The organism is Staphylococcus sp. Ze2 (assembly GCF_048568365.1).
In the GTDB taxonomy this organism is placed as follows: domain Bacteria; phylum Bacillota; class Bacilli; order Staphylococcales; family Staphylococcaceae; genus Staphylococcus; species Staphylococcus xylosus.
This window is the reverse complement of sequence record NZ_CP183486.1, coordinates 417755-442918: the sequence shown is the minus strand read 5'-3', so window position 1 is coordinate 442918 and position 25164 is coordinate 417755. Positions and strand designations below refer to the sequence as shown.

The window sequence follows — 25164 nt, the reverse complement described above, 5'->3', positions numbered from 1 at the left end:
CACCTAATCATTAGTTATTTTTTCGATTGTGACTGTTATATCATTGCTATCACCAATAGTTGTATTACCAAATATCATAAATTTAATCAGGAATAATCAGCATATTTTGTTCATCAAATTCCCACATATCGCCATATGCGACTTCCCAATAGTAACCATTGATATCTGTAAAATAACCACCATAACCACCCCACTCTAATGCTTGGGCTGGTTTAACAACTGTTGCGCCAAATGTCTCAACTTGCTCTAAAATTGAATCAACTTCCTCTTTAGATTTGGCATTGTAAGCTAAAGTAATACCTATAAAACCACCTGTAGCTATGGTAGGAGGACTTTCTGCATTTATATCTTTTGCTAATTCTTCAACAGGGAAAATTTCTAATTTTGTACCGTCATTATTAAAAAACACGATTGCTAAATTGTCATCTGTTACCTCGGCAGTTGTTTTAAAACCAATATTTTTATAAAACTGGAGCGATGCCTTCAAATCTTTAACACCTAATGTGATTAAATTAATTCTATTCATTAAATCTCCTCATTCATTATTGGAATTGAATTGCATATTATTTCCAAGGTTATAATTAATTTTTGTTATAGTAATCCTTTACCCTCATGATGAATGAGTTATTCTTTTTTTAATGAGCAAAATTCTTACTAAATGAAATAATAATATCTTTATATGTCTCTAAAGACTCAATAACTGCATACTCACCATCACCATGCCATTCCCCACCTGATGGACCGAATTCAATGGCCGGGACATCATACCTTGAAAAATATCTTGTATCTGCAAAACCATGTTGCCCGAACACATCAACATGCTCTTTATTTCCAACCTTTTTAATATGTTGTATCAAATTTTGGATATAAGGATTGGTTATTTCATTTTTAACGCTTGAACCAGTCAAATTCAAAGTAATTTCACCATCAGTAATCTCTTTAATTTGCGCTAAAATATCTTCTTTATCTTGGTTGGGTAAATAGCGAATATCAAATGAAATCAAACATTCATCAGGCACTTTATTGTATACTTCGCCACCTTTAATCTTGGCAAGGTTAATTGAAGGTGACTCAAATATATCTGTAGACTCTTTAGCAAAGGGCAAATCAAGTATCTTATGATAAACATCCATCGCTTTAGCAATTGCATTTTCCCCTTCCCAAGGCCTACTACCATGAGCTGTTTTCCCTTTTAATTGAATATCAAATTGCAAAATACCTTTAGCTTGAAAGCCAATTCCTATTTGTGTTGGTTCAGCGCAAATTACAAAATCCCCTAAATAACCTTGATCTGTTAAATATGAAGCACAATTATATCCTCCAATTTCTTCGTCCGTTACCAATTGAAGTTGAACACATACATCTCCTAAGTCAATATTATTCAAATCACGCATCGCTACCATAAATGAAGCGACGCCTGCTTTCATATCTGCCGAACCTCGCCCATAAATCTTGCCGTCTTCAATTTGTGGTGTGAATTGGTGCTTCTTACCACTAACAACATCAACATGACCATTTAATACAAGTTTTTTATTGCCTTCTCCTACGTTACAAACAAGCATCTTATAACCATTATTTATTATTATTTCTGACGCCAAACCTTCTTTTTGTAACCAATCCGCACAATAATCTATCGTTTCATTTGCAGTGTGTTGACTAGAGCTATCAAATTGAATCAAATGTTCTAATAAATCTAATGTATCTTGCATAAACCATACCCCCTGCCTTTAATTGTGAAAAAGTATAATATATTATCTGAATATTGACAAGATTTAAAAATTTTAGTAATCTTTGTTTATATCAATATATAAAAGAAACAAGTAATATTATTTTGAATTTTCACAAGTAAATATAAATTAAGCAAAGGCGCTTATATCACAATCCCGTTGATTGTGTATATAAGCGCCTTTTTGCATGTTAAGGGGCGATTTTATGACACGAAATTTAAATTACAATTGGATAAATGGTGAGCAAATTCAAACTGAAAAAACTTTATCAGTTGTCGATCCTGCAAGTGGTAAAACTATTGGAGAAGTTCCTAGTGTAGATGGTCCGATCGTTCAAAAAGCAATTGATAGCGCTGCTAATGCTTTTGAAAGTTGGTCTAATTATACAGCTGAAACTAGACAAGCATTTTTAGAAAAGTGGGCAGTGAACTTACTTAATAAACAGGAAGAACTTGCAACTATTATGAGTGAAGAACAAGGCAAACCATATAACGAAGCATTTGGTGAGATTGGTGTTTGTGCTAAGTTCATTCGCTGGTTTGCCGAAGAAGGCAAGCGTATATATGGGGAAATCATTCCACCATCATCTGAAAACCAACGTATTTCAGTAATTAAGCAACCCGTAGGTGTTTGTGGTCTAATTACACCTTGGAACTTCCCAGGTGCAATGGTTGCACGTAAAGTTGCACCAGCACTAGCTGCAGGATGTACAGTTATTGTTAAACCGTCTAGTGATACACCTAGAATTGCGATTGCTATTTTTGAAGAATTAATAGCTACTGGCATCGATAAAGGCGTTGCTAATATTGTTACAGGTAGCTCTTCATTAATATCTGACAAACTATTTAACGATAAACGCGTTAAAAAAATGTCCTTCACTGGTTCTACTAAAATTGGAAAAACCTTAATGAGTGAGGCCTCCAAACAAATAAAACGTATTTCTCTAGAACTTGGAGGTAACGCACCTGCAATCGTATTACCTGACGCCGATTTAGATAACGCAGCTGACGCTATAGTCGATAATAAATTTGAGAATAGTGGTCAAATGTGTAATGGAATTAACGTCATACTCGTACACAAAGATATCGAATCAGAGATTACCCAAAAAATCATTAGTAGAGTTAATAAGCTAAAAGTAGCTCCTGGCAATGAATCCGGTGCACAAGTTGGTCCATTAATTAACCAACAAGCCATTGAAAAAGTTGAAAAATTAGTAGCAGAATCCCAAGAAAATGGTGCAACTATTAAAACAGGTGGGCACAAAGCTGATATAGCAGGCTCTGAACTTTTTTATCAACCTACAGTTATAACTGATGTCACGCCAACTATGTCGATTGCTCAAGAAGAAATCTTTGGACCAGTAGCACCAATTATTACTTTTGAATCTACTAAAGAAGCAATAGAAATAGCAAATGCCTCACCTTATGGACTAGCTGCTTACTTTTTCTCTAATAATATCAACACAGTATATCAAATTAGTGAACAATTAGAGTTTGGAATGATTGGCGTTAACGGAACTCAATTAAGTGTACCTCAAGCACCATTTGGCGGTATTAAAGAAAGCGGGATGGGACGCGAAGGCAGTCACTTCGGCCTAGATGGCTTCCTAGAATTAAAATATATTTCACTATCTTTATTTAAACAAAATAGCTAAGGGGATGTCACATATGCAAAACAAAAATAGAGTAACTGGAAATATAACAAAAGATAAATTAATTGAATTAGTCAAATCAGATGAAATTGACACTATCATCATGGGATTTTGTGATATGCAAGGAAGACTCATGGGTAAGCGAATTACAGGAGACTTTATTTTAGAAAATGATATTTCAGAAGGCACACATTTTTGTAACTACTTACTAGGTACAAATTTTGAAATGGATACAAATGAAAACTTTGAATTTATGAATTGGAATAAAGGCTATGGCGACTATTTAGCAGTACCTGATTTAGATACGTTAAAAGTTGTGCCGTGGTTAGAAAAAACTGCCATGGTCTTTTGTGATGTTTACTCCGTAGACGGTAGTGAGCCTATATGTATTGCACCAAGAAATATATTAAAACACCAAATCCAAAAGGCTGAATCACATGGTTTATCACCACATATGGCTAGTGAATTAGAATTCTACTTATTTAATAATTCTTTCGAAGAAATTTCAAAGCAAGGTTACAATAATTTGGAAGCTGCTGGACATTTAAATGAAGATTACAATTTACTACAAGGCAGTAAAAACGAGCCTATTTATCAAGAAATAAGACACCAAATGCATCTTATGGGAATTACTGTTGAATCTTCAAAAGGTGAAGCCTACAAAGGACAGCATGAAATCAATTTAAAATATTCGGATGCTTTAAATGCTGCAGATCAACACATCATGTTCAAACATGGAATGAAAGAAATTTGTATACAAAATGATAAATCCGTAACTTTTATGGCTAAACCTTACGAAGAGTGGACTGGATCAAGTGGTCATATACATCTCAGCATGATGGAAAAAGGAACAAAAACGAATGCCTTCTATGCTGGTGACGACGCAGAAGAACCTAAATCTGAAACTATGCAACATTTCTTAGCTGGCATTTTAAAATATACTAAAGATTTCGCCTTAATGTTTGCACCTTACGTCAATTCATATAAACGTTTCGCACCAAACTCTTGGGCGCCTGTTAGCATAGCATGGAGCAGAGATAATCGTTCAGCAGGTTACCGTGTAGTTGGTGATGGCAATTCATTACGCTTTGAATCACGTATTTCAGGTGCAGATATGAACCCTTACTTAGCATATTCCGCACTTATAGGTGCAGGACTATATGGTATCGATAACAAGATTCCTTTAAGTGACGAATTGGTTGGTAATGCCTACGAACAAGATAGTATCACTCGAATTCCATCGTCATTACATGAAGCTATTTTGCAATGGAGAAATAGTGAAGTTGTCACAGAAGTATTAGGTAAAGATGTCGCAAATCACTATTTAGAAGCAGCACAATCAGAGCAAAATGATTTCGACTCTTACGTTACGACTTGGGAACGTTCACGTTATTTCGAACAGAGCTAATACAATACTGAACTATTATTATAAGGAGGAACAATTTATGAGACTAAAAGATAAAGTATGTATTATTACCGGCGCAGGTGGCGGTATGGGGAAAATTGCAGCACAAACCTTTGCCAATGAAGGTGCTAAAGTTGCGGTCTTTGAAAGAGATGAGCAAGCTGGACTTGAAACTGTGCAATTAATTAAAGACAATGGTGGCGAAGCCTCCTTGTTCAAAGTAGATATTGCAAACGAAGAGAATGTTAAAAATGCAGTTGCAGAGACTGTTCAATCTTATGGAAAAATTGATGTACTATATAACAATGCCGGTGTTATGCCTGAAGCGGATAATTCTGTAGTAAATACAAGTGAAGATGTCTGGGACTTAGTCATGAATATCAATGTTAAAGGAATTTTCTTTATGACAAAATATGTAATTCCTGAAATGGAGAAACATAATTCTGGTTCTATTATTAATATTGCATCATTTGTCGCTGAAATGGGTTGTTCTGTACCACAAGATGCCTATACCGCATCAAAAGGCGCTGTTGTTTCTTTAACTAAATCCTTAGCTATACAATTTAGACCTAAAGGTATTAGAACTAACGCAATAAGTCCAGGACCAATCGAAACACCATTACTAATGGAGTGGTTAGTCTCAGATGAAGATGCTAAAAATACTAGATTAAACAGACAGCCAACTGGCCGCTTCGGTAAACCAGAAGATATTGTAAACTGTGCGTTATATTTGGCGTCAGATGAATCAGATTGGACAAACGGCGCAAACATTAACGTAGATGGCGGTATCACTGCAAACTACTTCTAAGTGATCACACATATATTTAAAAAGCTTTAGAGAATTGTAGCAAAACCTTATATATTTTATGGTCACTTTTAGCACATAATTTAAAAATACACATGCACCAATACTTTAACTTAACTACTAACTTAAATAATTTCATTCAGATTTTCTTAATAAAATATAAATTAATCCCGAGACATTATCAGTCTCGGGATTTTTTAATTCTATGAACAATAATTGATACATCTCATTTTCCATCAACTTTGTACAAATTATATTTGAAACAGTCGTTTTGAATAGTTTAAATACTGAATTTGTAGCCTCGAACTATTACTATTACTTATTTTCTAAATATTCATTTTCGCCAATAATGCCTGCACGTCTATCAATTTCTTCTAATTTTTTCGCTTTTGGAATACATAATATATATGCAAATATAATCGCAATAATACCTGCACTCAACTTACCAATCATTACAGCAGGTATCAGTGTAGGCTGAAAATTTGCTGTATAAGAAAGATGATCACCTAATAAGAATGCTGAACATACACCAAATGCAATATTGAGCACCTTATCTTTCGGAGGCATATCCCTTACAAGTTTAAGCATTGCTAAAATGTTCGCAATTGTTGCAATAAAACCTGCGCTCCCTACCTCACTTAGCCCTACTTTACTTCCAACTTTGTGTAACCCCGTAGAAAAGTATTTACGAATTAAATATACCATTGGAAAAGCACCTGATAACATAATAGCTATATTACCTGCATTTTCTAATGCTCTAAAATTATCGTGCTTGTCAGCCATAATTGGATCAAATCCCCAACTACCAAATATAGTGGTAAACAAACCTGTAAATATTTCCACTACAGAAAAGACAAATACTAATTTAATACATGTATCTAGAACCTTACCAAAAACAATAAATATCTTAATCATAATGTCGGAAAAGAAATACAACCCTATTGCTGTGATTAACACAAATATAATTAATGGTAAAAGATTGATAAATACCGTAGACATGCTAATTTGAAATATATGTGTTGCAGCACTTGTTGTATCAATGACTGTTCTAACTTTTGTATGGCTTAATAGGATTATTACCGTGGAAATAAAAACGCCAAATGGTATAGCCAATAACCCTGACAATATTCCTAACGCCATATACTTATGATCTCGTTTATCCAGCATTGGCAACCCTAGTGGTATTGTAAACACAATGGTAGCCCCCGCCATAAAACCAACAATCATCGCCATTATCCATCCTTCATAACTTTGCTTTAAAACATCTGCAAGTTGATATCCTCCCATATCTGTTGCAAGTATAGAAGTAGCTGCGATTGCTGGATCAGCACCAATCTTGTCAAATAGCGGTCCAAAAACTTGTTCTATGAATTTTGAAATAAAAGGAATTGATGCCATGATACCTGCTGAATTAGCAAAAATAGGTCCAATAGTATAAATCCCTTCCATAAACTCTTTACCTATACCTTTATCTGCATTACGAATCGCACCAAATGCACCTAAAACTGCGCACGCCATAATAATATAAATAATTACCGTTCCAATATGTTCCATAATGATTCCCCCATTGTTAAAGGCTATAAAAAAACAAAAAAGTGCCTATTTGATTAATTCAAATAAGCACCTTTGCTTTTTATATTCACTTGTTTTGTTATCTCAATTTTTCTATGATTTTCGAAGCTTCAATTTCAATACCCACTTGCTCATCCATACTCTTTCGCCTGAGTTTCTGATAAGCTGCTTCTTCCGTTAAATTTAATTGCTTCATCAATATGCCTTTTGCTTTTTCAACAAGTTTCCTATCGTTCATTTGTTTTTTAGTATGATCCACTTCATATCTTAATTCAGCAATATTTTGAGCTTGCCTCATTGCAATCTCAACAGCTGGTAATAATTGCGCTTCGGAAATAGGTTTCACAATATAGCCCACTATATTAGCTTGTTTCGCCTCTTCTACATATTCACAATGACTATATGCCGTCAGTAACAATATTGGGATATTGTATTTTTTCGAAATAATTTTGCTTGCTTTTAAACCATCCATTTTTGGCATTTTAATATCCATAATGATTAAATCTGGTCGAAACTTCTCAGTAACTTCTAATGCTTTTTCTCCATTACCGACTTCAGCAACTACATTATAATTAGCTTCTTCTAACATTTCTACGATATCCATCCTAACGATTGACTCGTCTTCAACAACTATAATAGATGTCATATTAATTCTCCCCTTTGTATTGAAACTCCACTCTCGCAATCGTTCCAACACTGTTACGTTCAATTTTAAAAGTCCCGTCCAAGTCATTTTCCGTAATTGTGTTTACAATTTTCAAACCAAATGATTGTTTGAATTCACACACAGTCTTTCCCGTGTCTTGTACATTTAAATTAATTAATTCAGATTGAGCATTATACGATAGACAAACAGTAATTACCCCTTCTGTTTGTCCATTAAATGCATGTGTTAAGCAATTCGTTATAAGTTCATTTGCAATTAATGCGATAGACACTGCTATATTTGAAATTAAGTGGATATTTTCATCTGTTTTATAATTAATATGTATCTTTTTATTAGGAGTTTCGTTATAAACTATCATATTCCCAATTTTTTTAATTAATTTATCAATATTCACAGAATCTGTAGATGATTCATCTAGTATAACTTCGTAAACAGATGCGATACTTAAAATTCTGTTAAGACTTTCTTGGAAATACTTTTCACTTCCATTGGGTAAACCTCGTCTCATCTGTAAACGCAATAAACTGGCAACAGTCTGCAAATTATTTTTCACACGATGATGAATTTCGCCTATAGCAACTGATTTAGATATTAATGCACGTTCTTTTTCTTTTAAATCTGTAATATCTTTTAACAGAATTAAATGACCGGTCATCACACCATCTTCAAGCAACTGTATACATTTAATTTGAAAATAATGCCCCTGTAGCGCACGCTCTTCAATTGTGATAACTCGTCCATCTGTCAGCATATTTTCGATAGATGGAAACAACTCTATGAAATTCAAACCTGCTTCACAGTCCAAATGTAAAAGCTCACTTACCATTGCTTCTCCTGCTAAATTAAAATAACGTATGTTCAAATCATTATCTAAATCAAACAAGCTTTCTTCAATCATGTCTGGTACAAAAATTGGATTATTCTCCGAATTCGATACCAAATCACTTAGAGTACTAGTTGCTTGTGTTAATGCTTTCAATCTTTTTTCTTCCATAATTTTATTACTGACGTCTATTTCCATTATTAGAATACCAATAATTTCATTAGCTAATTTAATTGGCGTAGCGCTCTGCTCTACAACTTTACCTTCTTGTGAAATTGCGCGATGTTGTGCAAATTCACTACCTGAAAGCACTTCAAATACAGCAGGCTCAAACTTTTCATAAACATTAGCTTCTACTACAGATCCTTGATACAAACTTTTACAATTCACCGGAACTGCTTCTGCAACAACAATAACTTCACCATGCTCTTCTATTGGGCAATCAATAAAAACATTTGCCTGATTCAAATTGGCAATCATTTGTAATTGTCCTGATACCTCAGAAATTTTATTTATTGCTGCCTCTGACAACATTGTCCTTGCTTTACATCTTATACTTACTTCATCGATATGCATCATTCCAAACATATTTATGTGAATATTTAGATTTTTATATTCATTTACTATTATGAAATTTTGTCAAAAATATGTCAATTCAAAACGCAATAATTCAAAATTTTATAGTAATTTCACACTATCATGGCAAGTACACCTAAAAATGATCACTTACATTTATTTATTTTTAAGATAAATTATATTTCTATTTATAGAAATATAATTTTGTCAAATTTTATTCAAAATTACTATACATGCCATCATAAAGGTTTCTCACGATTAGATTAATGACAATTAATAATTACTTAATTTTTAAAAAAATAAAATTACAGTTGCATAATTGTGAATAAAGTTATAAGATTTAAACACTAACTAACGGAAGGTAGGTAAAAATTTGAAAATATTTAGCTTATTACTAATGTATCCTTTGTTTATGTCTATTTTCTGGATTGTTGGTACACTTTTCTACTCCCTTTCGCATGAACTGCGACTTAAACGTAGACCTAATAAGCAAATTGATGAACAAGGTATTTCTTTTCTAATACCTTGCTATAACGAAGAAGAGACGATTAAAGAAACTATTGAAAATGTTTTACAACTAGAATTTCCTAATAAAGAAGTAATTGTAATTAACGATGGTAGTAGTGACCTCACTGCAAAAGTAGTAAACGAACTAAAAGAATCGCTTAATTTCATCTTTATTGATTTAAAAGAAAATAAAGGGAAAGCAAATGCTTTAAATGAGGGAATCAAGTACGCGCCTTATTATATGTTAGATAACTTCCGTAAGAACCCACATTTAGCAGCAGTGACTGGAAATCCTAGGATTAGAAATAAAAGTTCTATATTAGGAAAAATTCAAGCTGTTGAATATGCAAGTATGGTAGGAAGTATTAAAAGAGCTCAATCTATAACTGGTAAAATTAATACAATTTCAGGTGTGTTCACATTATTTAGAAAATCAGCAGTAATCCAAGTGAATAAATGGGACATCGATATGATAACTGAAGATATTGCTATTTCATGGAAATTCCATCTTTCCAAATTGAATATTAAATATGAACCTCGTGCATTATGTTGGATGCTCGTTCCTGAAACTGTAGGTGGTTTATGGAAACAGAGAGTACGATGGGCACAAGGTGGCCAAGAAGTTTTGATACGTGATTTTAAGCGTACACTCAAATCTAAAAATCCAGCATTATATTTATTATTATTTGAGCAAATTTTCTCACTTATATGGGTTTATTTAGTTTTATTTATATTAATGTTGACGCTGATTAACGCAAACTTCTTTGATTACTATTATATGGAATATCAATTTACAATTGTCATACTCTCTGCGCTAATTTTAACGTTTATCAATATAATCCAATTCACTATATCTTTAATTATCGATAGTCGCTACGAAAAGATAAACGTTTTAACTATATTTTTTCTAAGTTGGTATCCAACAATTTACTGGATTATTAACGCGCTTGTAGCAATTATTGCTTTCCCTAAAGCATTGAAGAGGAAGAAAGGAGCGTTTGCAACATGGAGCAGTCCAGACAGGGGCAATATCAAACAGTAAAATCAAAATTAAATGTCATTCGTGAATCTATTATAATATTATTCAGTTTTATATTTTGGTGCTATTGCAGTATTTCATTTGTAGTCATTGGGGGTTCACTTCTACAGATTAACAGTTATCCAGTATTGTTGATCCGTACAGTTTTAAATATTGAACTATCCAGCATGAATATTTTATTTAGAATCATATTATTATTTATAATAATTTCAATATTTATTTTTACTATAAGCCTTTTAGTTAATATGCTTAAAAATAAGGAGCGTTTAAATTGATTAACATAAGAAAATCATTTTTTGTGCTATTGGTTATTTTTATAATTCTTTCAAACTATTCTCCATCTGAGATTCACGCAAAACAAAAGGAATTAAAATTTGCAGAAAATAGTGCGCTTGCTTTAAATTATCATCGTGTAAGAAGTGATAACTTTTTTGATAAACTATTATATTACAGCTCAAACAGTAAAGAGCTAAAGTCTTATAGTATTAGCAAATCAAAATTTGAAAATCAAATTAAATGGTTAAAAGCACATGATGCACATTTTTTAACTGAGAAAGAATTAATTAAATATAAAGAAAGCGGAAATTTTCCTAAAAAGAGTGTTTGGATTAATTTTGATGATATGGATGCATCTATTTATAAGAATGCTTATCCCATTTTAAAAAAGCATAATGTTCCAGCTACTGGTTTTGTTATAACTAATCGTGTTGGTACAAAAACTTCCATAATTTAAATCTCATAACGCTCGATCAATTAAATGAAATGAAAGCATCCGGGTTTTGGGAATTTAATTCACATACGCATGATTTACATAGTTTAAAAAAGAATAAATCATTAATGGTTTCAGCATCCAATATTAAATTAGAAAATGATATTAAAAATAGTAATAGCTATTTAAAGAAACATTTTAGTAACCAAAACGATTCGATCGCTTATCCATATGGCCAAATATCTGATGAAAATATAACGAGCCTTAAAAATGCTGGCATTAAATATGGTTACACACTTGAAGATAAAGCTATTACACCAAATGATAACAATTATTATATTCCTAGAATACTTATGAATGACGACACTTTTAACAAACTAATCCAAAATTGGAAAGGGTTTAAAGATGACTAAATCAAAAATTGAACTCATTTATTTTAGAGCTTTTGTATGCATGTTGATTATATTAACACATATTATTACACAATATATGCAAGGTATAGCTGATTCGGAACTAAGCGAACTTAAATTAATTTATTATATACAAAATATTTTCATTTTCGGTACGCCTTGTTTCATTATCCTATCTCAATTACTAACAACACTAAATTACAAAGAACTTAAATTTGATTATCTATGGTCTAGATTTAAATATATATTTATCCCCTATTTATGCATCGGTTCTTTTTACTGTTATAGTGAGACTTTAAATACAAATACTAGTTTTGGTCATCAATTTATTGAAAATGTTCTATTAGGTTATTGGTACGGTTATTTTATTATTGTAATAATGCAGTTTTTTATATTAAGTTATATTATTTTTAAAATAACTCCTAAATTATTTAATAGTAAAACCTTATTAGGCTTAAGCTTTATCATACAAACAACGTTTCTATATTTTTTACAAAATTCTTCTGAATTTTCCAGTATATTCCATAAAGTTTATCCATTAAGTGAAAATACCTTTATATTAGGTTGGATCTTTTTCTTTTTTGTTGGTGGTTATGTAGGACTTCATTATGACAAAATTATACGATTTTTAGAACAATATCTATTTATCATTATATCTTTATCTATTATTTCATACGTTGGTTTTGTAATATTTTCAAAACATGATTATTGGCAAGTCACAAGTTTCACATACTCACTCACACTTTACCATATGTCTATGTTTTTACTTTTACTGGGAGTATGCTTACATTTTAAAACATTGATGTTAGGTTCCATTAATTTAATTAGCACTTTTTCATTTTTCATATATCTATTACACCCTATTATTTTAGATACACTATACAAATATACAGCTACTTTTGAAAATACAACTATTATTTTTATCGCAATTTCACTATTATTTATCCTTGGCTTATGTGTCGGTGTAGGAATTTTCTTACGAGAATTTTATATTTTTAGATTTCTCATCGGTAAACAGCCTTATAAATTGAAAATATTTTTAAAAGATCAAACTTTAATGTAGTTATAAAAATTAATAATGATTGACAAGAGCACAAATATACTTATACCAAGCTTTCTACTCTTGCTATTTACTACCTATAAGTAAAAAAGATCCGAGACATCGATGATGTCTCGGATCTTTTTTGTCTTAATTGTTCACATTATTTGTTATTTACAATTTTTTTAACTAATTCATTAAGTATTTACTTTAAATAGTTATTTTTTTATGGAATAATTCAGTTATAATCATCAACAATCTTTATGCCCTCTTTAATTTACTTTGTGCCAGCTTCTTGGCATCTATTTTCCTTTTGAATACAATATTTTAAAAACTATGATTGATTTTAAGGCTTATGTTTAGTTCGATTAAACAAATTATTCGCTATCATTTTTCATATTATATATGTAGATAATAATTAATTAAATAAATAACATAGCAAACACATTACACACTATATAAATACAATTGCTTTCAATTCATGTACAATCACTGTTATAATAGAAATAATTTATTTTTTGAATTTATTTTTTTCATATGATTAAATTTGATATATGGAGGCTCTATTTTAAATTGAAACTAGGAGTAAAAGAACAAATTATTGAAAATGCCATCTCCTTATTTTCAGAAAATGGCTATGAAGGCACTACGTTAAACCAAATTGCAAGTAGCGTTGATATTAAAAAAGCAAGTTTATATTATCACTATAACAACAAAGACGAAATTTATCGCTCATGTATAGAAGTGTGTATAAATTATTTTATAGATTTTATAGAAGAGGCACATAAAGATTCCAATTATTCAGTTGATGATTTACATCATTTCCTATTTAATTTCATATTTAATGTTGATGTAAATTATATTAGATTATACCTACAACTATCATTTGCACCTCAACAATTTAAAGATGAATTTTTATTACTTATCAGAAATGCGCATCATGTTTTAGATAACCATGTTACTAGATATTATAATGATTCTGATTTTGTAATAAACGAAGACGATTTCCGAAATATGATATTGATGTTTTTAGAAAGTTGGTATTTAAAATGTTGTTTCGTGCAAAGGTACGGTGTAGTACAAGATGTTAAAAACTCTTTCAAAAATGAAATGTTTTCACTACTCAATGTTATTCTAATAAGTAAATAAGTATTAGTATTTTATAGATTATATTTTCGAAAAGTTTTTTAAATATATACATCAATAGTAAATAGGGAGTATTTAAGACAGAACTCAGTCTCCCCTCTTTGTACTCCCCATTCTCTTGCCTTTAACTACAGGGATTAAACACCATTTAAAGCTGGTTTCCATAAACGGAAATCAGCTTTTTCTATTTTACTTATTGTTTTATCATAAGTTTTTCTTCTTAATATCAGTATCTTTGTGAATACTCTATTCTAATAACAAAATTGAAACCCCACTCTCCCTTTTCATAAATAAACAAAATCTCTTTATATGTTCAGTGATTTCACAATCTAATGAAAGTCTTAGAACAATGATGTTCATTGTATATTACAGCGTTCATCACAATGATGTACATAATATAAAATTGAATTTGTGTCTGATGAATGTACAACGCTTTGATGCTATGTGCTAAATTAGAGTCAACAACAAAGGAGGGATTCAGTATACAGACAGAAAACTTGAGCGTCATTACAGAATTGATTAAAAACCCTAAGCTTAAAGGCAAAGATCTCGAATTAATGTTCAATATATCTCGTAGACAACTTGGCTATAGAATCCAAAAGATCAATACATGGTTAACTGAACAAAATTTACCTACGATAGAGCGTACTAGCCAAGGCTTCTTCATCGTTGATGACGCAATAAAACATTTTCTTAATGTATATATTGAACCTTTACCACAGGAAAATGAGCAAGTATATACTGCTTGTCAGCGCGCGCACCTCATTTTACTGATGTTGTTTAAAGAAGATGAAATGCTATCGTTAAACCACTTTTCTATCGATTTAAAAATTAGTAAGAACACTGTATTAAACGATTTAAAGCAATTAAAGTCACTACTTGAACCATATAATATTATGCTGAAATACTCGCGACAAAAAGGCTATCATTTAAAAGGTAATGAATTTGAAATCAGAAAACTTTTAACTAACTTAATTGATAAAGCATATACACTAAACATTTTAAACCATGATGTTTTTGATATTTTAGGTTTACGCAAAGAAAAACTTCAAATCATAGATAGACAAATTAATAAAATCGAAAAATATTTACAAAACAATTTTATAGATCAAAGTACACAAACGTTACGTTATAAACTCTATTTTATTATTAGAAGAATTCAACATAACAAAATTATCTCACCCTTTTCCATTGGCTATGATGATCTCTCAGACACTGAGGAATATCGAGCAACAGAAATACTCACTACAAATTACTCTGATATACCTAGACAAGAAAAACTGTTTATAACATTACAACTTTTATCAACAAGTGTGCAATGGTCAGAACTAGATTATTCAACATTTTTACCTGAATTAAAAGTAGCTCTTCAGTCTATGCTTGATCAATTTGAAAAAATCACTTTCATCACATTTAAAGAGCGTGAAACACTACTTAATCAATTAATGTTTCATATGAAGCCAGCTTTTTACAGAATTAGATATCAATTATCTGACATCGAAAGTTTACAGAATACTCTGGAAGATGACTATAAAGAATTATTTCACCTTGTAAAACTCTCTTCTAAACCAATGGAAAAAATATTAAGACAACCTCTGCCCGACAATGAAACTGCATACTTAACCATTATTATCGGCGGGATTTTAAGAAGACAAGATGAAGACATTGATAAAAAAGTGAAAGCAGTGGTTGTCTGTACACAAGGAACATCAATTTCTCAATTAATGTTGCAAGAACTACGAAGCGTATTTCCTGAATTTATATTTTTAGATGCGTTATCACTACGCGAGTTTAATCAATATAATCTCGATTTTGATGTAGTCTTCTCACCAATGCACATCATGACAAATAAGAGATTATACATCACTAAAGCGATACTAACTGCTAAAGAAAAACATCATCTACGCCAACACGTATTCGGACAACTTAACAACACATTTGATACTGATATACACGCTCAAAAAATGTTAGCGATGATACGTGAACACGCTGATATTCATAATGAGGACAGTCTATTAAATGAAATTAAACAACAGTTCAATGAAATTCATGCCTATACATCAATCGAATCGTCTTCAATATCATTGGATTATCACTTAAATTTGCAGGATTTGCTACCTATCAATCATATTCAATTAATCTCTCACGTTAAAAATATAGACGAGGCCATACGCGTAGCTGCTAAACCACTTTATAAGCAAAATTATATAGATGCTAATTACATTGATTCTATGATTCAATATTTTGACGAAACGTATATGGTTATTAATCAAAATATCGCAATACCACATGCAGAAAACGAACAAAATGTGAATCGTACTTCTATGAGTATGTTGGTATTAGATAAACCATTAACACTAAAAACAGGACTTGATGTAAATTTATTTGTGATTATTGCAGCTACAGATAAATTCAAACATTTAAGACCTCTATTACAATTACGAGACTTGGCTCAAGACGCCGAAATGGTACAAAACATTATACGAACAGATTCAAAATCACAAGTGTTCGAAGTTATTAAACACTTTTCAATAATAGAGTAAAACAAAGGGGTTGAGCCATATGGAAAGTTTAAAATTGGATACATCTAACATCATTATTGGTTTAGAGGCAGCCACAAAAGATGAGGCATTAAGTCAATTAGCAAAACGCATGTACAACAATGGTTATGTCAAATCATCTTATGAAAATGCAGTCATTGAAAGAGAAGCATCTTTTGCTACAGGCTTACCTACAGTGTATTGTTCGGTAGCAATTCCACACACAGACATTCAACACGTTAATTCAAAATCTATCGGCGTGGCTGTGCTTAAAGAAACCGTACCTTTTGTGATTATGGGAGAACTTGAAGCAACAACAGATGTAAAATTAATTTTCATGCTCGCAATGGATAAAGAAGATACACAATTATCATTACTCCAAAAACTAATGGGTATTTTTCAAAACAATCAAATACTTGAAGCCATTGCAACTTCAACAAACAGTACTCACATCGTAGATATTATCGAAAATGAACTTAGAGAAGCATAAACAGCTTTTCGGAATCATGAATCTTTGAAGCAATATATCTTAAATATACAGATCAAAAATTAGGAGGAATTTATTATGAAACAAGTATTAGTAGCATGTGGTGCAGGTATTGCAACATCAACGGTAGTGAACAGTGCAATTGAAGAAATGGCGAAAGAACACAACATCAAAGTAGATTTAAAACAAATAAAAATTTCTGAGGTAGGCTCTTATGTTGATACAGCAGACTTATTAGTTACAACTGCTATGACGCAAAAAAAATACGACTTTCCTGTTATTAATGCACGTAACTTTTTAACCGGTATCGGGGTTGAAGACACTAAAAAAGAAATTTTAGATGCGTTACAAAGCTAATGAACCATTTATTAAAATGATCGTACGAACTGTTGGGATAAATGCCGAAACAATTTTTTTAGTTATAACAAAGTGACATCTTAATTTATACCAATAGTACTTTATATAAAGAGGATGGTGTAAGGGATGAGTGGATTTGTAGATTTTATTCAAGCTTTTTTAGATTTAGGGGCAACAGTTATACTTCCTATCGTTATATTTCTATTAGGATTATTCTTTAGGCAAAAAGTGGGCGCAGCATTCAGATCAGGTCTGACAATTGGTGTTGCATTCGTTGGGATTTTCTTAGTTATTGATTTACTAGTTAACAACCTTGGTCCTGCTGCTCAAGCTATGGTTAAAAACTTAGGGGTTAGTTTAAATGTCATTGATGTGGGTTGGCCAGCAACGTCTTCTATTGCATGGGCCTCTACAATTGCTGCATTTATTATTCCTTTAGGCATTGTCGTTAACATTGCAATGTTATTAACAAAAACAACACGTACTATGAACGTAGATATCTGGAATTTCTGGCACTATACCTTTATGGGTGCCATGGTTTATGCAATATCTGGCAGTATTTGGCAATCTTTAATAGCCGCTGCTGTATTCCAAATTGTTTGTCTAAAAGTGGCTGATTGGACTGCACCAATGATGAGTAAATTTTATGACTTACCTGGGGTGTCTATTGCAACAGGCAGTACAATTTCATATGCTCCAGGTATTTTCTTAGTAAAAGGATTGCAAAAACTACCTGTAATTAAAAACTTAAATGCAGATCCTGAAACGATTCAAAAAAGGTTCGGCGCATTTGGTGAATCTATATTCGTCGGTTTAGTACTCGGTTTAGCAATTGGCTTATTAGCTGGTTACAACGCTGGTGACGTAATAAATCTTGGTATGTCAATGGCTGCAGTTATGGTATTGATGCCTCGTATGGTTAAGATTTTGATGGAAGGTTTAATGCCTGTTTCAGAATCCGCACGTACATGGCTAAACAAACGTTTTGGTGATCGCGAAATCTATATTGGCTTAGATGCTGCTGTTGCATTAGGACATCCAGCAGTTATCTCAACCGCTTTAATTTTAGTACCTATCACCGTATTGTTAGCTGTTATTTTGCCTGGTAACCAAGTGCTACCTTTTGGTGACTTAGCAACCATTCCGTTTATTGTCGCTTTTATTGTAGGTGCTGCTCGAGGAAACATTATACACTCAGTTATTGTTGGCACAATCATGATTGCAATTTCCTTATATATCGCAACTGATGTTGCACCGATATTCACAAGTATGGCAGAAGGTACAAATGTGAAAATGCCATCTGGATCATCACAGATTTCAAGTATAGACCAAGGAGGTAACATATTAAACTATATTATATTCAAATTCTTTGGCTTATTTAATTAATTTATAGGAGCTGACTAAACATGAAAGCACTCGTTAAAACTAAAGCAGGTTTTGGAAACCTAGAATTATTAGATACAGAAACGCCTTCACCGAATGAAGATGAAATAAAAATAAAAGTCCATTATGCAGGTATTTGTGGTACAGATATTCACACATATGAAGGACATTATAAAGTGAATTTTCCAGTTATACTCGGTCACGAATTCTCAGGAGAAGTTGTAGAAGTTGGTACAAATATTACAAATTTTAATATTGGGGATCGTGTTACTTCAGAAACAACATACTACATTTGTGGGGAATGTGACTATTGTCAAAACGGTGATTACAACTTATGTAATCATCGAAAAGGTTTGGGTACTCAACAAAACGGTGGTTTCACTCAATACTTAGTTACTCCAGCAAATAGCGCCCATCACATACCTGACAATGTTTCTTACAAAGCTGCTGCGATGACTGAACCCTTAGCATGCGCTCACCATGCCGTCTCTAAAATAGACATCCAACCTGAAGATGTTGTCGTTGTTATTGGCCCTGGTCCTATCGGACTGTTAGTCGCTCAAGTTGTTAAAAGTAAAGGCGCTAAAGTTATCATCACTGGATTGAATAATGATCAAGCAAGACTAAATAAAGCAAATGAACTTAACTTAGATCATGTAGTTAATATTCAAAATACTGATTTGAAATCATATGTAAATAAAGTCACTAATGGTTATGGTGCAAATATCGTATTAGAATGTTCTGGCGCAATACAGGCCGCCAAACAAGGATTAGATATTTTACGTAAAAAAGGGCAATATGTTCAAGTTGGTATCTTTAAAGATAGCGAAATTCCATTCAATTTAGAGCAAATAGTTCAAAAAGAATTACTTATTGTAGGTACTAGAAGCCAAAAGCCAGCAGATTGGGAACCTTCTTTACAACTGATCAGTTGTGGAGAAGTCGACGCAGAATCTCTTATTACAAACGAACTTGATATTACACAATGGACCGAAGGATACGACCATATAAAGAGTGGCGAAGGTATCAAAGTATTACTTAGCCCTATTGAATAATTTTCAAAATAGTCTTCGTTAATATACAAACGATATAAGGAGCGTAAAAATATGGTAGAACTAATGTTGGATTTCATGCTTGGACCCTTGAGAAACATTACAGATTTATATATGAACAACTTACTATATGCGAATACGATCGTCATTGTCGGTTACTTTGTTGCTAAATTTTTTAAAAAGAGAAAAACAACTTCTGAGCAAGGCTAATTCATTTCATATTTACAAGTTAAGAGGTGACAACATTTGAAAGCTTTAAACTTATATGGCATTGAAGATTTAAGATATGAAGAAACAACACCACCTGAAATTGACAACAGCAATGATGTTATTATCAAAGTAGTAGCAACAGGAATTTGCGGTTCCGACAACTCGCGTTATAAAAAACTAGGTCCTTACCGAGCAGGTACACCATTTGGCCATGAGTTCTCAGGTACTGTCTATAGTATAGGCAGTGATGTAAAACATTTATATGTTGGTGATGCCGTGACAGGATGTCCTGCGATCGCATGCCACAACTGTGAACAATGTGAAAAAGGTGCATATTCTAGATGTGAAAATTTATATGTCATAGGTTCTTATGAACCAGGATGTTTTGCAGAATACGTTAAACTCCCAGCTCATAACGTCTTAAAGTTACCTAATAATGTAGACTTTGATACGGCCGCTATGGTTGAACCATCTGCAGTGGTAGCACATGGGTTTTATAGAACTAATATGAAACCCGGTGCGACTGTAGCCGTCATTGGTTGCGGAAGTATTGGATTACTAGCCTTACAATGGGCTAAAATATTTGGTGCTGCTAAGACTATTGCTATAGATATAGATCCCAACAAACTAGAAATTGCTAAAACACTTGGTGTTGATTATACAATTAATTCTAAAGAGAAAAGTCTAAATGAAGTTATTAAGAAACTCCCGTATAATATAGATGTAGCCGTTGAATCTGCCGGATCACCATATACTATAGGGCAAGTCTTAACATTACCGTCTAAAGGCGGAGAAGTCTTACTACTTGGTATCCCTTATTCAGATATTGAAATCAATCGTGAACACTTTGAAAAGATATTACGTAATGAGCTCAATGTGATTGGTTCTTGGAATGGCTTATCTGCGCCATTTCCAGGTGAAGAATGGCATGCATCACTACATTATATGTCTACTGGGAAAATTAAAGTACATGCTATGATTTCAGATTATCTAGATTTGGCGCAAGGCCCTGAAACATTTGATGCAATAGTAAATAACAAGAAACATTTTAATAAGGTTATTTTTCATCCATAATTAACACATTAAATTCAGCTATAAAGAGATCTATATCAATAGGTTCATTTATAGCTCTTTTTAAATTTAAAAAGACCCCAAGCTTCAACATAAGCCACGGGTCTTCAAATCATCAACCATATAAACAGTAAATAACTAGTTGAAATTACGCAATCATTTTATAAAAAGTTGATTTCCTAACTACAATGCCAAATTATTGTAGTTTCATAAATCCATTACCTAAGACGTCACGCACGTCATGGATAACTAAAAATGCATTTTCATCATGTGCGTTAACAATTTTTTTAATTCTAGCTAATTGATTTTGCGGTACCACGACATAGAGTACATTTGTTTCTTTACGTTCATAGCCTCCTACACCATTTAATAGTGTGGAACCTCTACCTGTTTCATTATTAATATCTAAACTGATATCTTTATTATGATCTGAAATAATCGTAATCGCTTTTTTCGGATTAAAACCTTCTATAATAAATGTCATACTTTTTTCAACAATAAAAAGCATTACAATCGTATATAATACGTTTTGCACTGGTAGTACAATTAAGAAAGATAATACAATGATTGAATCTAAAATAAACAATGCTTGTGACGTCTTTATCTCGCTATATTTATTTATAATTTTAGCAATGACAGAAGTACCACCCAATGTGCTTCGTGCGGAAATCACTAGTCCACTTCCGATTCCTATCAACACACCCGAAAACACTGTATTGATAAAATCAGATTCTAAATGCATATTAAATGATTCAGTCAATCCTAAAAACGCTGAACTCGAGATAACTGTGATTAAAGTATAGACTGCAGTAGTCTTACTTAAGTATTTCCAACCTATCATAATTAATATCATATTTATAACCAAGGAAGTAAGCGCAGGTGATAAGCCAAGTGTATATTTCAAATTTAAAGAAATACCAACTGTGCCACCTTCCCCTAAATTTGAAGCAATGACAAACGCATTGATACCTATACTAATAAGAAACGTACCTAAAATACAAAAACATATATTTTTAAAATGGATTTTATACAACATCCCCCAAACACCTCTTTTCTTAATTATTTAAAATACACATATAAATTCCTCAATGTTAACAATTTCTTCCTTAAAAAATCAGACGACATAAAAAGAAACTTTCTAGTTATTGAACCAAAAAGTTTCGTAAATTAAAGTTTTTATTAATTTTTTAACACAAGTCTATATCATAGTAGAAAAGGACGATAATTTCAATTGAATGAGGTTAAATTAAAATTGTATCGGTTAACTAAATTATATTCTAGTTATGTGTACTAATTAAAGAACTGTTCGAACGACATTCGTCATTACTTTTTTAGGATATGTTAGTAAATTATTCCCATTCTTCAGTTAAAATGGATTTTGATTCAGCCATTGGCCGCCATCCATAGTCATACATGCACCATTTATATAGCTAGCTTCTTCTGATAATAAGAACTTAGCTAAACCAGCTATTTCTTCTGGTTGTCCCATTCTACCTAACGGAACACTATCAAGCGTTTGTTGCTTAGCTTCTTCTGATAAACTAAGTTTTCCTGAGCCTCCTGTATTATCAATCGGTCCTGGCGCAATTGCATTGACTGTAATGCCATATTTACTTCCCCACTCAACTGCTAATGTTCTAGTCATAGATAATACACCAGCTTTAGCACTTGCTGAATGCACCACCCCGATACCAGCTCTCCATGCATAGGTCGCTACCATATTAATAATACGTCCTTGTTGACCATTTTTTATCCATTCTTTACCTACAGCTTGTGTACAATACCAAGTTCCATTAAGGACAATATCTATTACAGAGTTCCAACCATTGAGTGATAAGTCTTCTGCCGGACATAGAAAATTACCTGCCGCGTTATTGACCAAGCCATCAATTTTTCCATATGTTTCTATTGTTTTATCTACTGTGTATTGAACCCTTTCAGGGTCTCTCACATCCATATCTATGCATAGCACTTGACCTTCAAACTTCTCCATTTCAGCTTTGGCCGCTTCTAATCGTTCTAATGAACGACCAGTAATTACAATGTTTGCACCTTCTTTGGCAAATTTTGTTGCCATTGCTTTACCCATACCACTACTACCGCCTGTCACAATAATTACTTTGTCTCTCATGTGCATTCTCCTTTTAACAACGATTTAAATTAACATGTCACACAATCATAGTAAGCGCTTACACACAATTGTAACTTACTTATCTATAATTAGTAAATTATCTTACTTATTGTTAATTGAGTATATTCAAATATATAAAGTGACAATTATTATAAGTTTTTAAACTTTTTGTAAATCCAGTCAAAAATACCGTGATATATGCTATATTGTCTATGATATCGGAAACCGATATCGATTTCCGTTATTAATGATTAAAGGGGCTGGATGATATCGATTCTAAATTAGAAAGACGTATGTTTCTCGGTTTTATTTATATCCATATTTTGCATCATGCTAATGAACATCCTATTTATGGTAGCTGGATGATGGATGAGTTAAGAACACATGGTTATGCAATGAGTGCTGGAACGCTATATCCTCTCTTACATCGAATGGAAGATGAGTCATTACTCGTTAGTGAAAAAACTGTCGTTGACGGTAAACAACGTAAGAACTACACAATCACTTCATTTGGCAAGAAAATGTTAGAAAAAAGTCACCAGAAATTAAAAGAAATTGTCGGAGAAATTTAAACTTGGGAGGTTATTTGTTATGAAATATCTTGAAGTATTTCTCGTAGCACTGAGGTTAGGCTGCACTTCATTTGGTGGTCCAACAGCTCACCTCGGCTACTTCTATGATGAATATGTAAAACGGAGGCAATGGTTAACAGAACAACAATACACCAATCTAGTCGCATTATGTCAATTTTTACCTGGACCAGCTAGTAGTCAAGTTGGATTTGGTATTGGTATAACTAAGGCAGGGTTGATTGGCGGAGTAATTTCATTTATTGGCTTTACTCTCCCCTCAGTGATTGTACTCATGCTTTGTGCCACTTTACTATTAGCTTATAGCAACGATTTAGGTTGGACGCATGGTCTGAAATTAGTCGCCGTTGCAATTGTATTAAATGCAATTATAGGTATGGGACAAAAATTATTACCCGATTTAAAAACAAAAATTTTAGCGTTGTTCACCTTAGTAGTAGCTATAACAGTCATTCATCCATTATCACAATTAGGTGCGTTGACTGTAGTGGCTATAGTTGGATTAGCGCTTTTTAGAGAAACAGATGAACAGAAGTCTTTGATAAAGATATTCAATATTCCACGAATAGTGGGCGCCATCTCTCTTATACTATTTTTTAGTCTTTTATTAATCTTACCTATATTGAATTTTGTCACTCACAATTCGTGGATTAACATGATCGACAACTTTTATCGTTCTGGTGCTCTTGTATTCGGCGGCGGACATGTTGTCTTACCTTTATTAGAACAATCATTTGTAGCAACTGATATGATTAGTGCCAATGACTTTTTATCAGGTTACGCATTAACACAAGCAGTTCCAGGGCCGTTGTTTACATTTGCTGCATATATTGGAACCGTTATGTCTGGTGTTACAGGTGGTATCATTGCAACAATTGCTATTTTCTTACCGGCCTTTTTATTATTAGTTGGTGTTTTACCTTTTTGGGAGCACATACAATCAAATCGCTACGCAAAATCAATGCTAAAAGCTGTCAGTGCTGGCGTAGTAGGTATTTTAATCGCAGCTTTTTATGATCCTATATTCACATCATCAGTAAATAGCAATATGGATTTTGCCTTTGCTGCTACATTATTTGTATTATTGGCTTATTGCAAGGCACCATCTTGGTTAATTGTTATTTTAGGATTATTGATTGGTCTCATCTTTTATTAGTTATGAAGTGTGTTGTTTCAATATTTGAAAATGTATATCTCATGATTAACAGATTTCGATAATATATTTATTTGCTAATTCAATGAACATTCGTTACAATAATTTGAAATA

22 protein-coding genes and 1 pseudogene are annotated in these 25164 nt (G+C 32.4%); 16 read left to right on the top strand and 7 right to left on the bottom strand.

Features of this window, described 5'->3' with window-relative positions; translation table 11 throughout:
- Positions 1 to 82: 82 nt before the first annotated feature.
- Together ACM591_RS01835 and ACM591_RS01830 are read right to left on the bottom strand one after the other, a co-directional pair.
- A complete protein-coding gene (locus ACM591_RS01835; protein WP_029378581.1) occupies positions 83 to 526 on the bottom strand; it encodes a VOC family protein in 444 nt (147 codons plus the stop codon).
- 109 nt (positions 527 to 635) lie between these two features.
- The gene (locus ACM591_RS01830) at positions 636 to 1709 is read right to left on the bottom strand and encodes a M20 family metallopeptidase (RefSeq protein WP_038679271.1); all 1074 of its coding nucleotides are present in this window, start codon (positions 1707 to 1709) and stop codon (positions 636 to 638) included.
- Between the two features lie 223 nt (positions 1710 to 1932).
- Between ACM591_RS01830 and ACM591_RS01825 the strand changes: the two genes are divergently transcribed.
- From ACM591_RS01825 to ACM591_RS01815, 3 genes are read left to right on the top strand one after another with little or no spacing between them, the layout of a single operon-like run.
- On the top strand, positions 1933 to 3381 hold the full coding sequence (locus ACM591_RS01825) for an NAD-dependent succinate-semialdehyde dehydrogenase (RefSeq protein WP_326026875.1): 1449 nt from the start codon (positions 1933 to 1935) through the stop codon (positions 3379 to 3381).
- Positions 3382 to 3394: 13 nt separating this feature from the next.
- Complete coding sequence (locus tag ACM591_RS01820) at positions 3395 to 4786, top strand: glutamine synthetase family protein (RefSeq protein ID WP_029378584.1); 1392 nt, start codon at positions 3395 to 3397, stop codon at positions 4784 to 4786.
- 37 nt (positions 4787 to 4823) lie between these two features.
- Positions 4824 to 5591, top strand: coding sequence for an SDR family NAD(P)-dependent oxidoreductase (locus ACM591_RS01815; protein ID WP_029378585.1), 768 nt, complete (start codon positions 4824 to 4826; stop codon positions 5589 to 5591).
- Between the two features lie 312 nt (positions 5592 to 5903).
- Here the strand turns inward: ACM591_RS01815 and eutH are convergent, their stop codons facing one another.
- The 3 genes from eutH to ACM591_RS01800 form a co-directional block, all read right to left on the bottom strand.
- Complete coding sequence (gene eutH, locus ACM591_RS01810) at positions 5904 to 7142, bottom strand: ethanolamine utilization protein EutH (protein ID WP_038679273.1); 1239 nt, start codon at positions 7140 to 7142, stop codon at positions 5904 to 5906.
- Positions 7143 to 7239: 97 nt separating this feature from the next.
- Positions 7240 to 7806 carry an ANTAR domain-containing response regulator gene (locus ACM591_RS01805; RefSeq protein WP_418354407.1) on the bottom strand — a complete coding sequence of 189 codons (567 nt, stop codon included), beginning with the start codon at positions 7804 to 7806 and terminating at the stop codon, positions 7240 to 7242.
- A 1-nt stretch (position 7807) separates the two neighbouring features.
- A complete protein-coding gene (locus ACM591_RS01800; protein WP_225489415.1) occupies positions 7808 to 9238 on the bottom strand; it encodes a sensor histidine kinase in 1431 nt (476 codons plus the stop codon).
- A gap of 361 nt (positions 9239 to 9599) precedes the next feature.
- Between ACM591_RS01800 and pgaC the strand changes: the two genes are divergently transcribed.
- The 11 genes and pseudogenes from pgaC to ACM591_RS01745 all read left to right on the top strand — a co-directional run bounded on the left by pgaC (position 9600) and on the right by ACM591_RS01745 (position 21179).
- Entirely contained in the window at positions 9600 to 10775 is a 1176-nt protein-coding gene (gene pgaC / locus ACM591_RS01795) for a poly-beta-1,6-N-acetyl-D-glucosamine synthase (protein WP_326026876.1), read from the top strand.
- Between the two features lie 268 nt (positions 10776 to 11043).
- Positions 11044 to 11894, top strand: a pseudogene (icaB, locus tag ACM591_RS01790) (intercellular adhesin biosynthesis polysaccharide N-deacetylase).
- Positions 11887 to 12954, top strand: a complete 1068-nt coding sequence (gene icaC / locus ACM591_RS01785) for a polysaccharide intercellular adhesin biosynthesis/export protein IcaC (protein ID WP_029378591.1) — start codon at positions 11887 to 11889, stop codon at positions 12952 to 12954. Before icaB ends, icaC begins: the two are co-directional and overlap by 8 nt.
- A 549-nt stretch (positions 12955 to 13503) precedes the next feature.
- The gene (locus ACM591_RS01780) at positions 13504 to 14079 is read left to right on the top strand and encodes a TetR/AcrR family transcriptional regulator (RefSeq protein WP_029378592.1); all 576 of its coding nucleotides are present in this window, start codon (positions 13504 to 13506) and stop codon (positions 14077 to 14079) included.
- A gap of 494 nt (positions 14080 to 14573) precedes the next feature.
- On the top strand, positions 14574 to 16619 hold the full coding sequence (locus ACM591_RS01775; protein WP_326026879.1) for a BglG family transcription antiterminator: 2046 nt from the start codon (positions 14574 to 14576) through the stop codon (positions 16617 to 16619).
- Between the two features lie 19 nt (positions 16620 to 16638).
- The gene (locus tag ACM591_RS01770; RefSeq protein ID WP_029378594.1) at positions 16639 to 17106 is read left to right on the top strand and encodes a PTS sugar transporter subunit IIA; all 468 of its coding nucleotides are present in this window, start codon (positions 16639 to 16641) and stop codon (positions 17104 to 17106) included.
- A gap of 75 nt (positions 17107 to 17181) precedes the next feature.
- Positions 17182 to 17460 (top strand): PTS sugar transporter subunit IIB, encoded by a 279-nt coding sequence (locus ACM591_RS01765; protein ID WP_029378595.1) that lies wholly within the window; start codon positions 17182 to 17184, stop codon positions 17458 to 17460.
- Between the two features lie 126 nt (positions 17461 to 17586).
- On the top strand, positions 17587 to 18846 hold the full coding sequence (locus ACM591_RS01760) for a PTS galactitol transporter subunit IIC (protein WP_326026880.1): 1260 nt from the start codon (positions 17587 to 17589) through the stop codon (positions 18844 to 18846).
- A 20-nt stretch (positions 18847 to 18866) separates the two neighbouring features.
- On the top strand, positions 18867 to 19898 hold the full coding sequence (locus ACM591_RS01755) for a zinc-binding dehydrogenase (protein ID WP_058625613.1): 1032 nt from the start codon (positions 18867 to 18869) through the stop codon (positions 19896 to 19898).
- 51 nt (positions 19899 to 19949) lie between these two features.
- Positions 19950 to 20105, top strand: coding sequence for a hypothetical protein (locus ACM591_RS01750; protein ID WP_099265762.1), 156 nt, complete (start codon positions 19950 to 19952; stop codon positions 20103 to 20105).
- Between the two features lie 36 nt (positions 20106 to 20141).
- The gene (locus ACM591_RS01745; RefSeq protein WP_029378598.1) at positions 20142 to 21179 is read left to right on the top strand and encodes a galactitol-1-phosphate 5-dehydrogenase; all 1038 of its coding nucleotides are present in this window, start codon (positions 20142 to 20144) and stop codon (positions 21177 to 21179) included.
- Between the two features lie 193 nt (positions 21180 to 21372).
- Here ACM591_RS01745 and ACM591_RS01740 read toward each other — a convergent pair whose 3' ends face one another.
- Together ACM591_RS01740 and fadH are read right to left on the bottom strand one after the other, a co-directional pair.
- Positions 21373 to 22212 (bottom strand): YitT family protein, encoded by an 840-nt coding sequence (locus ACM591_RS01740; protein ID WP_029378599.1) that lies wholly within the window; start codon positions 22210 to 22212, stop codon positions 21373 to 21375.
- 330 nt (positions 22213 to 22542) lie between these two features.
- A complete protein-coding gene (gene fadH / locus ACM591_RS01735; protein WP_172606465.1) occupies positions 22543 to 23313 on the bottom strand; it encodes a 2,4-dienoyl-CoA reductase in 771 nt (256 codons plus the stop codon).
- Positions 23314 to 23576: 263 nt separating this feature from the next.
- Between fadH and ACM591_RS01730 the strand changes: the two genes are divergently transcribed.
- Both ACM591_RS01730 and chrA read left to right on the top strand, forming a co-directional pair.
- Positions 23577 to 23879: a PadR family transcriptional regulator gene (locus tag ACM591_RS01730; protein WP_029378601.1), complete on the top strand. Its 303-nt coding sequence runs from the start codon at positions 23577 to 23579 to the stop codon at positions 23877 to 23879.
- 19 nt (positions 23880 to 23898) lie between these two features.
- A complete protein-coding gene (chrA, locus tag ACM591_RS01725; RefSeq protein WP_029378602.1) occupies positions 23899 to 25053 on the top strand; it encodes a chromate efflux transporter in 1155 nt (384 codons plus the stop codon).
- The last annotated feature ends 111 nt before the right edge of the window (positions 25054 to 25164 follow it).

What these genes read in the sequence shown, in the direction of transcription:
- ACM591_RS01820 (WP_029378584.1), top strand. Translation starts at nt 3,395, where the DNA reads ATGCAAAACAAAAATAGAGTAACTGGAAATATAACAAAAGATAAATTA.
- eutH (WP_038679273.1), bottom strand. Translation starts at nt 7,142, where the DNA reads ATGGAACATATTGGAACGGTAATTATTTATATTATTATGGCGTGCGCA.
- ACM591_RS01815 (WP_029378585.1), top strand. Translation starts at nt 4,824, where the DNA reads ATGAGACTAAAAGATAAAGTATGTATTATTACCGGCGCAGGTGGCGGT.
- ACM591_RS01740 (WP_029378599.1), bottom strand. Translation starts at nt 22,212, where the DNA reads ATGTTGTATAAAATCCATTTTAAAAATATATGTTTTTGTATTTTAGGT.
- icaC (WP_029378591.1), top strand. Translation starts at nt 11,887, where the DNA reads ATGACTAAATCAAAAATTGAACTCATTTATTTTAGAGCTTTTGTATGC.
- ACM591_RS01770 (WP_029378594.1), top strand. Translation starts at nt 16,639, where the DNA reads ATGGAAAGTTTAAAATTGGATACATCTAACATCATTATTGGTTTAGAG.
- ACM591_RS01765 (WP_029378595.1), top strand. Translation starts at nt 17,182, where the DNA reads ATGAAACAAGTATTAGTAGCATGTGGTGCAGGTATTGCAACATCAACG.
- fadH (WP_172606465.1), bottom strand. Translation starts at nt 23,313, where the DNA reads ATGCACATGAGAGACAAAGTAATTATTGTGACAGGCGGTAGTAGTGGT.
- ACM591_RS01755 (WP_058625613.1), top strand. Translation starts at nt 18,867, where the DNA reads ATGAAAGCACTCGTTAAAACTAAAGCAGGTTTTGGAAACCTAGAATTA.
- ACM591_RS01835 (WP_029378581.1), bottom strand. Translation starts at nt 526, where the DNA reads ATGAATAGAATTAATTTAATCACATTAGGTGTTAAAGATTTGAAGGCA.
- chrA (WP_029378602.1), top strand. Translation starts at nt 23,899, where the DNA reads ATGAAATATCTTGAAGTATTTCTCGTAGCACTGAGGTTAGGCTGCACT.
- ACM591_RS01750 (WP_099265762.1), top strand. Translation starts at nt 19,950, where the DNA reads ATGGTAGAACTAATGTTGGATTTCATGCTTGGACCCTTGAGAAACATT.
- ACM591_RS01760 (WP_326026880.1), top strand. Translation starts at nt 17,587, where the DNA reads ATGAGTGGATTTGTAGATTTTATTCAAGCTTTTTTAGATTTAGGGGCA.
- ACM591_RS01800 (WP_225489415.1), bottom strand. Translation starts at nt 9,238, where the DNA reads ATGTTTGGAATGATGCATATCGATGAAGTAAGTATAAGATGTAAAGCA.
- ACM591_RS01805 (WP_418354407.1), bottom strand. Translation starts at nt 7,806, where the DNA reads ATGACATCTATTATAGTTGTTGAAGACGAGTCAATCGTTAGGATGGAT.
- ACM591_RS01825 (WP_326026875.1), top strand. Translation starts at nt 1,933, where the DNA reads ATGACACGAAATTTAAATTACAATTGGATAAATGGTGAGCAAATTCAA.
- ACM591_RS01830 (WP_038679271.1), bottom strand. Translation starts at nt 1,709, where the DNA reads ATGCAAGATACATTAGATTTATTAGAACATTTGATTCAATTTGATAGC.